13 protein-coding genes are annotated in these 12,190 nt (G+C 71.7%); 9 read left to right on the forward strand and 4 right to left on the reverse strand.

Annotation, left to right across the window (positions count from 1 at the left end; all coding sequences use genetic code 11):
- Nucleotides 1-9 precede the first annotated feature (9 nt).
- The 3 genes from J2S43_RS37205 (at nt 10) to J2S43_RS37215 (ending at nt 1,301) form a co-directional block, all read left to right on the forward strand.
- Entirely contained in the window at nt 10-195 is a 186-nt protein-coding gene (locus J2S43_RS37205) for a hypothetical protein (RefSeq protein WP_306837236.1), read from the forward strand.
- A gap of 1 nt (nt 196) precedes the next feature.
- Nucleotides 197-811 carry an HAD family hydrolase gene (locus J2S43_RS37210; RefSeq protein ID WP_306837238.1) on the forward strand — a complete coding sequence of 205 codons (615 nt, stop codon included), beginning with the start codon at nt 197-199 and terminating at the stop codon, nt 809-811.
- Nucleotides 812-914: 103 nt separating this feature from the next.
- Nucleotides 915-1,301, forward strand: coding sequence for a cold-shock protein (locus tag J2S43_RS37215; protein WP_306837240.1), 387 nt, complete (start codon nt 915-917; stop codon nt 1,299-1,301).
- A 34-nt stretch (nt 1,302-1,335) separates the two neighbouring features.
- Here J2S43_RS37215 and J2S43_RS37220 read toward each other — a convergent pair whose 3' ends face one another.
- The 3 genes from J2S43_RS37220 to J2S43_RS42385 all read right to left on the reverse strand — a co-directional run bounded on the left by J2S43_RS37220 (nt 1,336) and on the right by J2S43_RS42385 (nt 5,836).
- On the reverse strand, nt 1,336-2,154 hold the full coding sequence (locus tag J2S43_RS37220) for a 1,4-dihydroxy-6-naphtoate synthase (RefSeq protein WP_306837241.1): 819 nt from the start codon (nt 2,152-2,154) through the stop codon (nt 1,336-1,338).
- Between the two features lie 794 nt (nt 2,155-2,948).
- The gene (locus J2S43_RS37225) at nt 2,949-3,659 is read right to left on the reverse strand and encodes a futalosine hydrolase (RefSeq protein ID WP_306837243.1); all 711 of its coding nucleotides are present in this window, start codon (nt 3,657-3,659) and stop codon (nt 2,949-2,951) included.
- A gap of 8 nt (nt 3,660-3,667) precedes the next feature.
- Nucleotides 3,668-5,836 (reverse strand): MFS transporter, encoded by a 2,169-nt coding sequence (locus tag J2S43_RS42385; RefSeq protein WP_370881711.1) that lies wholly within the window; start codon nt 5,834-5,836, stop codon nt 3,668-3,670.
- On the opposite strand from J2S43_RS42385, the gene J2S43_RS37235 reads away from it, so the two are divergent.
- Entirely contained in the window at nt 5,835-6,752 is a 918-nt protein-coding gene (locus J2S43_RS37235; RefSeq protein ID WP_306837245.1) for a DUF3027 domain-containing protein, read from the forward strand. The genes J2S43_RS42385 and J2S43_RS37235 overlap by 2 nt on opposite strands.
- Here J2S43_RS37235 and J2S43_RS37240 read toward each other — a convergent pair.
- Nucleotides 6,743-7,024 carry a DUF2530 domain-containing protein gene (locus tag J2S43_RS37240; RefSeq protein WP_306839718.1) on the reverse strand — a complete coding sequence of 94 codons (282 nt, stop codon included), beginning with the start codon at nt 7,022-7,024 and terminating at the stop codon, nt 6,743-6,745. The genes J2S43_RS37235 and J2S43_RS37240 overlap by 10 nt on opposite strands.
- 171 nt (nt 7,025-7,195) lie before the next feature.
- Here J2S43_RS37240 and J2S43_RS37245 point away from each other — a divergent pair, with 171 nt between their 5' ends.
- The 5 genes from J2S43_RS37245 (at nt 7,196) to thpR (ending at nt 11,720) form a co-directional block, all read left to right on the forward strand.
- The gene (locus tag J2S43_RS37245; RefSeq protein WP_306837247.1) at nt 7,196-8,641 is read left to right on the forward strand and encodes an NCS2 family permease; all 1,446 of its coding nucleotides are present in this window, start codon (nt 7,196-7,198) and stop codon (nt 8,639-8,641) included.
- Between the two features lie 132 nt (nt 8,642-8,773).
- Nucleotides 8,774-9,208 carry a MarR family winged helix-turn-helix transcriptional regulator gene (locus J2S43_RS37250; RefSeq protein ID WP_306837249.1) on the forward strand — a complete coding sequence of 145 codons (435 nt, stop codon included), beginning with the start codon at nt 8,774-8,776 and terminating at the stop codon, nt 9,206-9,208.
- A 57-nt stretch (nt 9,209-9,265) separates the two neighbouring features.
- Nucleotides 9,266-10,564, forward strand: a complete 1,299-nt coding sequence (locus J2S43_RS37255) for an MFS transporter (protein WP_306837251.1) — start codon at nt 9,266-9,268, stop codon at nt 10,562-10,564.
- Nucleotides 10,565-10,820: 256 nt separating this feature from the next.
- Nucleotides 10,821-11,150 (forward strand): hypothetical protein, encoded by a 330-nt coding sequence (locus J2S43_RS37260; protein ID WP_306837252.1) that lies wholly within the window; start codon nt 10,821-10,823, stop codon nt 11,148-11,150.
- A gap of 9 nt (nt 11,151-11,159) precedes the next feature.
- Complete coding sequence (thpR, locus tag J2S43_RS37265; RefSeq protein ID WP_306837254.1) at nt 11,160-11,720, forward strand: RNA 2',3'-cyclic phosphodiesterase; 561 nt, start codon at nt 11,160-11,162, stop codon at nt 11,718-11,720.
- Nucleotides 11,721-12,190: the final 470 nt, after the last annotated feature.

The raw sequence follows: 12,190 nt of genomic DNA on the forward strand, positions 1-12,190 counted from the left end.
AGCAGCAGCATGGCACGGACGGAGAAGCCCGCCGCCCAGGAGAAGGTGCGGTCCAAGGAGCCGAAGCCCGGTCACCTGGCGGTGTCGGAGCTCGCCTCCGACCGTCCCGGTGCGCCCTCCCCGTTCGGCGACGACCAGACGTTCCCGCTGCCGGTCGACCGCCTGATCTACCACCGCAGCGACTCCGGGCACTGACGTGATATCGGTCGGCTTCGACCTGGACATGACGCTGATCGACTCCCGGCCCGGCATCGCCGCGAACTACCGGGAGCTGACCGCACGCACCGGTGTCCCGGTCGACGCCGACCTCGCGGTCAGCCGCCTCGGCCCGCCGCTGCGCACCGAGCTGGCCCACTGGTTCCCGCCGGACGCGATCGAGGACGCGGTCACGCTGTTCCGCGCGCTCTACCCCGACCACGCGGTCACCCCGGCCCTGCCGATGCCCGGTGCGCTGGACGCGCTGCACGCGGTGCGCTCCCGGGGCGGTCGTGTGGTGGTCGTCACGTCCAAGCTCGGCCGCCTGGCCCGGCTGCACGTCGACCACCTCGGCCTGCCGGTCGACGAGATCGCCGGCGACCTCTTCGCCGAGGGCAAGGCGACCGCGATCGTGCAGCACGGCGTCGGGCTCTACGTCGGCGACCACACCGCCGACATGATCGCCGCCCGCACCGCCGGGATCCCCGGCGTGGGCGTGACCACGGGTCCCTGCTCGGCCGCGGAACTGCACGACGCCGGCGCGACCGCGGTCCTCACCGATCTCGCGGAGTTCCCCGGCTGGTTGGACGATCATCTCGCCCGCCAGGCTCACTGAGCCGGGCGGGATTGCGGTTGGTCCGTACCGGCGCGGTCAGTAGCCTTGTGGGCACAGGGCGGCACTCCGGCCGCCCGTCTGTCCAACGGAGTTGAGGTCCGCGGTGCCTACGGGTCGAGTGAAGTGGTACGACGCGCAGAAGGGCTACGGTTTCGTCACCAGTGATGAAGGCGGCGACGTGTTCCTGCCCAAGGGCGCGCTCCCCGCTGGTGTCACGGAGCTCAAGGGCGGGCAGAAGATCGAGTTCGGTGTCGTCGACAGCCGCAAGGGCGCCCAGGCGATGGGCGTCAAGCTGCTGGAGGCCCCGCCCTCCGTCTCCGAGCTGCGGCGACGCCCCGCCGAGGAGCTGCACGGTCTCATCGAAGACATGATCAAGGTGCTGGAGGCGAAGATCCAGCCCGACCTGCGCCGCGGCCGTTTCCCGGACAAACGCAGCGCGCAGAAGGTCGCCCAGGTGGTCCACGCGGTCGCCCGCGAGCTGGAGATCTAGATCTGGCGGAGGGGCCCTTCCGAGGGCCCCTTCCTCATGCCCGCAGCGGCGGCACCTCCGGCGTGAACCCGGCCTTCGCGGCCCGCCCGAGCAGCGCGTTCACCGCCTCGTACCCGGCGTCGCCCAGCTCCGCCGTGAACTCGTTCACGTACAGCGCGATGTGCTGTTCCTGCACCGCCGGATCCATCTCCTGCGCGTGCGCCATCACGTAGTCCCGGCTCGCCGCCGGATCCGCCCACGCGGCCCGCACCGACTCCCGGATCCACGCGGTCGCCGCGGCCGGATCGACCTTCCCGCGCCGCGCCAGGATAGCGCCCAGCGGAATCGGCAGCCCGGTGTCCGACTCCCACCACTCGCCGAGATCCACCAGCGACCGCAGCCCGTAATTCTGATACGTGAACCGGGCCTCGTGGATCACCAGGCCCGCGTCCCAGCGCCCGGCCGCGACCCCCGGCATGATCTCGTGGAACGGCACCACCTCGACCCGGGCCGGCTGCACCTCGCCCGCCCACAGCCGGAACAGCAGGTAGGCCGTGGTCCGGTCGCCCGGCACCGCCACGGTCGCCCCGGCCAGATCCGCGCGCTCGTCGTTCACCAGCAGCAGCGGGCCGCAGCCACGCCCGAGCGCCCCGCCGCACGGCAGCAGCTCATACTTGTCCAGCAGCCACGGCAACGCCGCGTAGGAGACCTTGACCAGGTCGAACTCGCCGCGTTCCGCCGCCGTGTTCGTCACGTCGACGTCCGCGAACGTGACCTCCACCGGCGGCGCGCCCGCCACCAGCCCGTGCGCCAGCGCATGGAAGACGAACGTATCGTTCGGACACGGCGAATACGCCACAGACAGCGGTTCCATCCCGCCACCGTAACCAGCTTCCGCCCCGCCACCCCCGTGACCTTCGCCGTATTCCCGATGCCCGCGATCCGCGACCGTGCCCCGTAAGCACTTCAAGACCGTCACACCCGAAGATCAAGAACTTGCTTGCCCGCTTCCGGCGTGGCTGAGTTCCCAGTGCTCCCGCGGGCACCGGTCGGCCGCAGGCGGCCTCCCTGCCGGTCCCGCGGTGGTCCCGCAACCCCATCCCCACACCCGCCCGTCCGCGCTCTTGCCCGTCCGCGCTCTTGCCCGGCCGTGCACTCGCCCGGCCATGTAGCCAGCCGTCCGCGCACTGGCCCAGCGGCGCGCCACCCGTCCGTGTGCAGTCCGTGCGTGCACCGCCCGTGCGTGCACCGCCCGTGCGTGCACCGCCCGTGCGTGCACCGCCCGTGCGTGCACCGCCCGTGCGTGCACCGCCCGTGCGCGTGCAGTCCGTGCGCGTGCAGTCCGTGCGCGTGCAGTCCGTGCGCGTGCAGTCCGTGCGCGTGCAGTCCGTGCGTGCACCGCGTGTGCGCGTGCAGCCCGTGGGTTCACCGCCCGTGCGCGTGCCGCCCGTCGCCTGGTGGCGTGCAGCCCGTGCGCGTGCAGCGCGCAGCCCGCAGCCCGTCCGTATGCCGCCCAGCTGCCCCGCCGCCGCCCGGCCGCTCGCCGGGTGCCCGAAATTTCGCGTTATCACATCAGATGGGAGTTGTCGTCGATGTTGGCGCTACCGCGGCGGATCATTGAGTGTTACGTCAGGGCGGTTGGCCTCGCTCGTTGATCTACCTGGTGTGTCACTCAATGATCGGCTTGGCGGGGGCGAGCACCGGTGGGACCGCCGGGAGAGCGGCGAAGGCGGCCTTGAGCGAGGTCAGAGCCGCCGGGAGGTTCCAGGCGGCGCGGTCGCGGGGACCGACCGGGTTCGAGATCGTGCGCAGCTCCGCGAAGGGGAGGCCGGCGGCGCGGGCGGCCACCGCGACGCCGTAGCCCTCCATCGCCTCGGCGAGCGCGGACGGATGCCGGGCGGCCAGGCCGGTGGCGCGGGCTGCGGTGCCGGTGACGGTGTTGACGGTGAGCACGTCACCGGTCAGGGCATCGGGCAGCGCGGCGCGCAACCACACGGACAGGTCTTCGTCGGTGACCGCGGTGCTGTTGCCGAAGCCGAGCCGCTCGATCGGCAGGTAGCCGTCGGGAGAGTCGGCTCCCAGGTCGGCGGCGACGCTACGAGCGGCGATCACGGTGTCGCCGATGGCCGCACGCCCGGGAAGCCCTCCACCGATCCCCGCGGAGATCACAGCGGCGTATGGCCGCCCGGCTGCCTCCGCGAGCGCCAGCAGTCGCGCGGTCCCGGCCGCTGCCTCCGCCGACCCGACCCCGGCCACGGCGACCACGACATTAGTCCCGGTCGACGGTTCCCGGGGATCGATGAGGCCGGCGCGGACCGCCGCGGCCTCGGGCTCGACGGCGGTCACGACGAGGAGCGGGCCGGGATGGGAGAGCTGCACGGACTAGATCATGCCTCGCCGCTGTCGCCGGAGCCTTCGGGACGGCTCCGGCCGGACGGGCGGTAGACATGGAAGCCGGGCGGCGCATCACGACCGTCGTCGACCCGGGTGGGCGGGTCGTCGATGCGCGTGGGCGGCAGGTCCGGGTCGTGCGGCCGTCCCGCACCACGCCCCGTGACCGAGCCGCTCGACGCCGTGCCGCCTGGCGACGCCGTGCCGCCTGGCGACGCCGTGCCGCCCGGCGCGAGCGTGGCGCGTGGCAGGTCCGGCGCTGTCGGGGCGTGTTGCGCGCCGCGCTTCCGCCGCTGCCACCACCGCGTCCTTCCACCGCTGGAACCACCCGCGCCGCTGGAACCACCCGCGCCGCTGGAACCACCCGCGCCGCTGGAACCACCCGCGCCGCTGGAACCACCCGCGCCGCTGGAACCACCCGCGCCGCTGGAACCACCCGCGCCGCTGGAACCACCCGCGCCGCTGGAACCACCCGCGCCGCTGGAACCACCCGCGCCGCTGGAACCACCCGCGCCGCTGGAACCACCCGCGCCGCTGGAACCACCCGCGCCGCTGGAACGACCCGGGCTGCCGGGAACGCCAGGAGGCCCGGGTGGGCCGGGAGGAGCCGAGGGCTGGGAGGCCGGGTCGGTACGCAGGCCGGTGCGCGTGTCCGTGGTGCCGCTGCGGTATGGGGAGGGCCGGCGCGGTGTCGGCGCCCATGGGTCGGCCGGGGTGACGTCCTCCGGTGGACGGCCCGGGGCGGGTGCATCCGCTTCGGCCGGCGCGCGGGTATCCGTACCCTCGAAGGGCTCTGCGGTGAGCTCGGGAGTGCCGAGAGGCGCGGCCGGGAGTCCGGTGAGACGTTCGCCGCGCAGGCGGGTGAGGGCCCAGCCGGCACGCGCCGCGGCGAGGATCGCGAAGATCGCCGGTACCGCGAGGCCGGAGCGGATGCCGAGCGGGATCAGCGCGACCGCGCCGCCCGCCACCCAGGCCAGCATCAGCAACGTCTCGGAGTGGGCGAACGCGCTGGCCCGGAGGCGTTCCGAGATGCGCTCCTGGATGGTCGCGTCGACCGTCAGCTTGGCGATGCCGGACATGGCCGCGGTGACCAGCGCCAGCATCGCCAGCATCCCGAGCGTGGGCCGGATGACCGTGAGCACGGCCAGGCCGGCGACGATGACCAGGCCGGTGGACTGCAGCCAGAGCGGGCGGTGGATGCGCAGCCGGGTGCCGGCCGCGGTGGCCAGGAACGTGCCGATGCCGAGCGCGGCGCCGACGACGCCGAGCGCGGCCTGGTCGCCGACGGCCCGGCCGAACAGCATCAGGGCGAGGTCGTCGCCCTTGATCGCGAAGGCGGAGAAGAGCAGCAGGAAGCCGTAGACCGCGCGCAGCGAGGACGCGCCGGCCACCGCGGCGATGACCAGCGGTCCGTCCAGCGCGCGCGGGCCGCCGCGCCGCCTTCCGAAGATCGCGATGATCGGGCGGGGGACCGCCTCCGGCGGCTCGGAGTCGGCCTTGGGCGGCAGTCGCAGCGCTATCACCATGCCGGCCAGGAAGATGATCGCGGCGACGCGCAGCGGCCACTGCGGACCGACCCAGACCGCGGCCAGGCCGAGCGGCAGCACGATGGTGCCGGCGATGGTGCCGTAGACGCTGCCGCGCGCACCGGCCTGGGAGAGGCTGAGCCCGGCGGGCAGCAGCCGGGGGACGGCGGCGGCGCGGGCCACGCCGTAGGCCCGGGACAGCGCGAGCACGCCGAACGCGGCCGGGTAGAGCGCGAACCCGTCGAGGTTGTCGGAGATGAGCCAGGCCAGGAACGCGCGGCCGAGCATGGTGGTGGCCAGCGCATACCTCCGGCCGTGCCGGAAGTGGTCGAGCAGCGGGCCGACGACCGGTGCGAGCAGCGCGAACGGCACCATGGTGATCAGCAGGTAGAGCGCCACCTTGCCGCGGGCCTCGCCGAGCGGCACCGCGAAGAAGATGGTGCCGGCCAGCCCGAGTGTGACGAGCGTGTCGCCGGCGACGGACGCGGCGTGCAGGTCCATCAGGCGGATCATGCCGGTCTCGCCGCCGGCGCCCTTGGCGCGAACCACTCCGGCATGCCGCCCGGCCCACCTGGTGCTGGAGACCGCACCGCGGAAGAGGAGCCGGACACCCCGGATAAACAGCGCCAGGAAGTCCATGCCCTCCATCCTCGCCCATCGGGGCCACATTCGCCCCACGCGATCGGGCTCGATCGGGGTCAAGTGGGAGACCGGCCGATGCGTAGGGAAGAATGGACGGGTGAGCAGGATCGCCGCCCGGCCCGCAAAACTCGACCAGGTCTGTGCCGATGCCGTCGACATCGCGCGCGACGCCATCACGGATGTGGACCCGTCGGAGGTGGGCGAGCACCTCGAGGTGATCGCCGAGGGGGATCGACTGGTCACACACCTCTTCGACTGCCACCTCGCCGGCTACCGCGGCTGGCGGTGGGCGGTCACGGTGACCCGCGTCTCACGCAGCAAGCACGTGACGGTCTGCGAGACCGTGCTGCTGCCCGGTCCGGACGCGCTGATGGCGCCCGGCTGGCTCCCGTGGAACGAGCGCCTGCAACCCGGTGACCTCGGCGTGGGTGACCTGCTGCCGACCGCACCGGACGACGAGCGCCTGGCCCCGGGATACCTGGAGTCGGACGACCCGGCCGTCGAGGAGACCAGCTGGGAGCTGGGCCTGGGCCGGCCGCGCGTGATGTCCCGGTTCGGCCGCCAGGACACCGCCCAGCGGTGGTACGACGGGGACGCCGGCCCGGAGGCCCCGATCTCGGTCGCGGCCCCGCGCGCGGCCCGGTGCGGCTCGTGCGGGTTCTACCTGCCGCTGGCCGGTGCGCTGCGCCAGGCGTTCGGCGTCTGCGGCAACCTCTACGCGCCGGACGACGGCCGTGCGGTCAGCATCGACCACGGCTGCGGCGCGCACTCCGAGACGCTGCAGGAGCCGGAGACGCACGTCGAGGAACTGCCGACGATCTACGACGACAGTGAGGTCGAGGCCGTGGCGGTCAGCCGCGCGCCGGGCTCGGTCGAGGGCGACGAGCCCGCCGAGCCGTACGGTCACGGCTGAGGCGGGTCCGTCCGCCGCCGGCGCCGCTGGGCGTCGTGACGCATCATCGTGGCGGTGCCCGGGAAGCCGAGCAGGAACCCGGTCAGGCAGATCCACAGCCAGTCGGTGCGGCCGGTGGACTCCAGCCAGTCGCGGAAGAAGACGAACAACACCAGCCCGGCGACGGCCCAGGCGATGGTGCCGCCGACCGCGAACGGGACCATCGGCGGGTCGAGCGGCGTGGGTCGAGGACGCGGCTCCGTCGCATCGGAGGGCCGATCTTCCGGCGTCATGTCGGACGTCGGCAGCGGAACTGAGGATCGGGCCACTGTCCAAGGGTACGTCCAGCGCGATCCTCGCCAGGTCAGCGGTACGTATCCGAAACATTTGTGAGCTTTTGCGGACGCAGTGTGTTTGGGACTATGACGCCTTCCGTAAGTCCCGATCATCCCAGTGAGGTGCCCATGGCCGGTTCACCGGCAGCGGCAACGACGCCCCGCAACGCCTTCGACCGTTTCTTCGAGATCTCCGCGCGCGGCTCGACGCTGAGCCGCGAGGTGCGCGGTGGTTTCGCCACCTTCTTCACGATGGCCTACATCGTGGTGCTCAACCCGCTGATCCTCGGCGCCGCGGTCGACGGTGACGGCGCGTCCCTGGCGATCCCGGCGATCGCGGCCGCGACCGCCCTGGTCGCGGGCCTGATGACGATCCTGATGGGTGTGGTGGCGCGCTTCCCCCTCGCGCTGGCCGCCGGTCTGGGCGTCAACGCGCTCGTCGCGTACGAGATCGCGCCGCAGATGACCTGGGCCGACGCGATGGGTCTGGTTGTCATCGAGGGTGTGATCATCGCGATCCTGGTGCTGACCGGCTTCCGGCAGGCGGTGTTCCGCGCGGTGCCGACCGAGTTGAAGACCGCGATCGGCGTCGGCATCGGCCTGTTCCTCGCGCTGATCGGCTTCGTCGACGCCGGATTCGCGCGTGGCTCGGCCGGTTCGCCGCCGCTGCTGCTCGGCATCGGCGGCCAGCTCGTCACCTGGCCGGTGCTGGTCTTCGTGCTCGGCCTGCTGCTCACGCTGGTCCTGATGGTGCGCAAGGTCAGGGGCGCGATCCTGATCGGCATCCTGGTCTCGACCGTGCTGGCGCTGATCGTGGAGGCGATCGCGAAGGTCGGCCCGGCCGGCGGCCCGGCCGGCAACCCGCACGGCTGGTCGCTGAACGTGCCGACGCTGGACAAGGACTGGTCGGTGACGCCGGACCTGTCGCTGCTCGGCGACTTCAGCCTGTTCGGCTCGTGGGAGCGGGTCGGCGTGCTGGTCTGCCTGATGTTCGTCTTCACGCTGCTGCTGACGGACTTCTTCGACACGATGGGCACGATGGTCGCGGTGGGCCAGGAGGGTGGCCTGCTCGACGAGAACGGCAACCCGCCGCGTACTCGCGAGATCCTGCTCGTCGACTCGATCGCGGCGGCCGCCGGTGGTGTGGCGAGCACGTCCAGCAACACGTCCTACATCGAGAGCGCGGCCGGCGTGGGCGAGGGCGCCCGGACCGGCGTGGCGAACCTGGTGACCGGCGCGCTGTTCCTGGTCGCGGTGCTGGTGTCGCCGCTGGTGCAGATCGTGCCGTTCGAGGCGGCGTCCGCGGCGCTGGTCGTGGTCGGCTTCCTGATGATGACCGCGGTCCGCACGATCGACTGGAGTGACTGGGAGATCGCGATCCCGGCGTTCCTGACCATCGTGCTGATGCCGTTCACGTACTCGATCTCGAACGGCATCGGTGCCGGCGTGATCACCTACGTGCTGCTCAAGGCGGTCGCCGGCAAGGGCCGTCAGGTGCACCCGCTGCTGTACGGCGTGGCCTTCTTCTTCGTCCTCTACTTCCTGCGCGGCCCGATCGAGGCGGCGCTGCTCTGAGATGCCCTCGCCGGGGGGTACGGTTCTCCGAACTCCCCGGCGAGCCGCGAGGCGCTGGTGAGAGCGGTCATATCGGTGGTAGTTAGCCAGGCTTATTAGCTAGGCTAAGGAACGTGACGGAGCGGGACGGTGATGGCGGAGCGCACGACCGCGCTGCAGCTCGCCCTGGGGCTGCGCGAAGCGATCACCCGGCTCAACCGGCGGCTGCGGCAAGCGCGGCCGGTCGGGGACCTGACGATGGCGCAGCTGTCCGCGCTGACCAGCCTGGAGCTGGCCGGTTCGCTGCGCCCGCGCGAGCTCGCGGACGTCGAGCGGGTGCAGCCACCCACGATGACGAAGATCATCGCGAAGCTGGAGGAGCGGGGCATGGTGCTCCGCGAGCCGCATCCGACCGACGGCCGGCAGGTCATCCTGCGCACCACCGCGCAGGGGCGCCAGGCATACGAGCAGGTGCAGCGGGCACACAACGAGTGGCTCGCTGACCATCTCGCCGACCTGTCCGCGGAGGATCTGGAGATCCTCCGCCGGGCCGCCGAGATCATGCAGCGGGTCGCCAGGGCTGCCTGACAACGCCTCGTCACACGGCAGCACCACCACGCCGAGACGAGGGAGGCGCACGATCCCGTGCGGGCCACGCTGAGCACCACATTCCGATCCCTGACGGTACGCAACTACCGGCTGTTCGCCACCGGCCAGCTGGTGAAGCTGGTCGGCGTCTGGATGATGTTCACGGCGCAGGACTGGCTGGTCCTGGACCTGTCCGGCAACTCCGGTTCCGCGCTCGGCATCGTCACCGCGCTCCAGTTCCTCCCGGTGCTGCTGCTCACGCTCTACGCCGGCACGCTCGCCGACCGGTACGACAAGCGCCACATCCTGATCGCCGCGAACGTCGCCTACGCGGTGTTCGCCATCGTGTTCGCGATCCTGGTCGCGGCCGGCGTGGTCGAGCTGTGGCACGTCTTCGTGTTCGCCGGGTTGCTCGGCGTCGCGAACGCGATCGAGACGCCGGTGCGCCAGTCGTTCGTCTCCGAGCTGGTCGGCATGACGCTGCTGCCGAACGCGCTCTCGCTCTCCGCCGCCACGTTCAACGTGGCCCGGGTCAGCGGTCCCGCGCTGGCCGGCGTGGCGATCGCGACGCTCGGCGTCGGGCCGGTCTTCCTGATCAGCACGGTGCTGGCGATCGCGCCGGTCTTCGCGTACCTGCGCATGCACGTCCCCGACCTGATCCGGGCCGCGGTCGCCAAGGTCTCCCGGAAGGGCTCCGGCGTGCTGGCCGGCCTCCGCTACGTCCGCAACCGCGGCGACCTGCTGCTGGTGATCGTGGTGATGGCCGTGATCGCCATGATCGGCTTCAACTTCCCGGTGACGCTGGCCGTGCTCGCCAAGGTCTCTTTCAACGCCGGCCCGGCCTCGTTCGGCCTGCTCACCACCGCGCTCGCGCTCGGCGCGCTGGGCGGCGCGCTGGCCGGCAGCGCCCGCACCGCGCGGCCGTCGATCTACACCGTGCTGCTGCCCGGCGTGGCGTTCGCGGCGCTGGAGGTGCTGGTCGGTTTCGCGCCGACGTTCTGGGCCGCGGCGCTGCTGCTCGTACCCACCGGGTTCTTCATGATCTTCTTTGCGCAGGCCGCGAATCAGCGCGTGCAGCTCGGCACGGACGCGGCCTACCGCGGCCGGGTGATGGCGCTCTACGTGCTGGTCTTCCTCGGCACCACGCCGATCGGCGCCCCGATCGCGGGCTGGTGGGCGGAGCTGTTCGGCCCGGCCGTGAGCATCGCGCTCAGCGGCGTCATCTCGCTGGTCGCGGCGCTGACCGCGCTGGTCTGGCAGCTGCGCCGATCCGGTGAGCGACTGCGGCTCACGCTGCGCCCGACGCCGCGGTTCTCGGTGATCGCACCGGCCGCGGCGAAGGTGCCAGTTTCATGAACGCCGGTTCCACGAATGCATACTCGCGGTCGTCCATCACCCGATCGGCAGAATCGCAGTCAGCCAGGTGGCTAATTCTTGTCGGGTAGCCGTATATCCGTAGTGATCATTGACACTCTGCGCATACCGTCGGGGCGTGGGCGAGAAGCACATGGTGGTGCTGGCACTCCTGCTCCTGGCGATGTTGTGCCTGCCCGTCATCACGGTCCGATGCGCGAGAGGCTCCGGAGAGGCAGGTCTCCGGAGTGATGGGCGCATGACACTGCGTAATCGATTGTTGTTGCGGCGCCTCGATCGGCGGTGGGACGGCACCCCGGCCGACCCGAGCCCGCCGACCCCCGCGATCGAGCTCCTCGCGGCCGACCTCCGTCGGCTGTACCGCCATCGTCTGGGCATCGCCACCCAGTCGCTGGTCTGGCACATCGCGGTCCTCCGGGCGTACGACGCACGTCTGCGCCTGGCCAGCCGCTGCCTCGGGGTCCCCGAGCGCCTGGACACCGTCTCCGGCATGGACCTGGAGATCGAGCGCCTGCGCATCGAGTCGGAGCTGGAGGCCGCCGGCCTGGTGCTGCGCGCGCAGCGTTAACGTCGGCGGGTGCGCCTGTTCGCCGGCATCCACCCGCCCGAAGAGGCGTGCGCCCACCTCGCGACGCACGTCCGGACGCTCCACGTGAGCACCGCGGCCGTCAACACCCGCCTCGCACCGCGCACCCAGTGGCACGTCACGCTCGTCTTCCTCGGCGAGGTTCCGGACGACCGCCTGCTCGACGTCGACGCCGCCCTTCAAAGATCAACCCCACCCGTGGGTACGCCGTCCGCCCGCCTCCGCATCGCCGGCGGCGGGCGCTTCGGCCGCGGCCGCTTCACGATCCTCTGGGCCGGCCTGACCGGTGAGGCGGATCGCCTGACCACGCTCGCCCACGGCATTCGGCAGGAGCTGCAGGACGCACGACTGGCGTTCGACGGCAGGCCGTTCCGCCCGCACCTGACACTCGCCCGCCCCGGCGACCGCATCGACCGGTCACAGCTGGAGGCCGACCACGCGGCGCTGGACGCATACCGCGGCCCGGAGTGGCCCGCCACGACGCTGCGCCTGATGCACAGCCGGCTCGGCTCGCCCCCGATCTACACCGAGCTGGCACGCTACGAGATCTAGCGCTTCCCTCCCGGCGACCCGAAACCCACTCCTCCCACTTCCGGCGTGCTCCCGCGGGGAGGTTCATTGCCACCCAGCTCAAGTTGATCATGGACTCCGACCTGCGCTCCTCGCAAAGCGCCCCGCCGAAAGTCCGCGCGACCCCCGCGGGACCACCTCTGCTGCCCCTCCGCCTCTGTTGCCCAGCCCTTCGTGACCGCTGAGCGCGAGCAACCCGGCCTGCCCGCGGTAATCGGGGCGCCCCGGACCCGAAATATGCCGACATCTCACCCATCTGCGCGGACCGTCAGCCGAGAGACGCCGCCACCGAGGCCTGAGTGATCAATCAGTGGAGCAAAAGATAGATCAAAAATCGAAGTTGATCGCTCTTTTGCTCCACTGATTGATCACTCAGGCGCCATGCCCCGGTCGTCAGGAACTTCTGGCGCCGCTAGATGGGGGGCTTATGGGGGCTTATCGGGAATTTCAGG

This window comes from Catenuloplanes nepalensis, from assembly GCF_030811575.1.
GTDB lineage: Bacteria > Actinomycetota > Actinomycetes > Mycobacteriales > Micromonosporaceae > Catenuloplanes > Catenuloplanes nepalensis.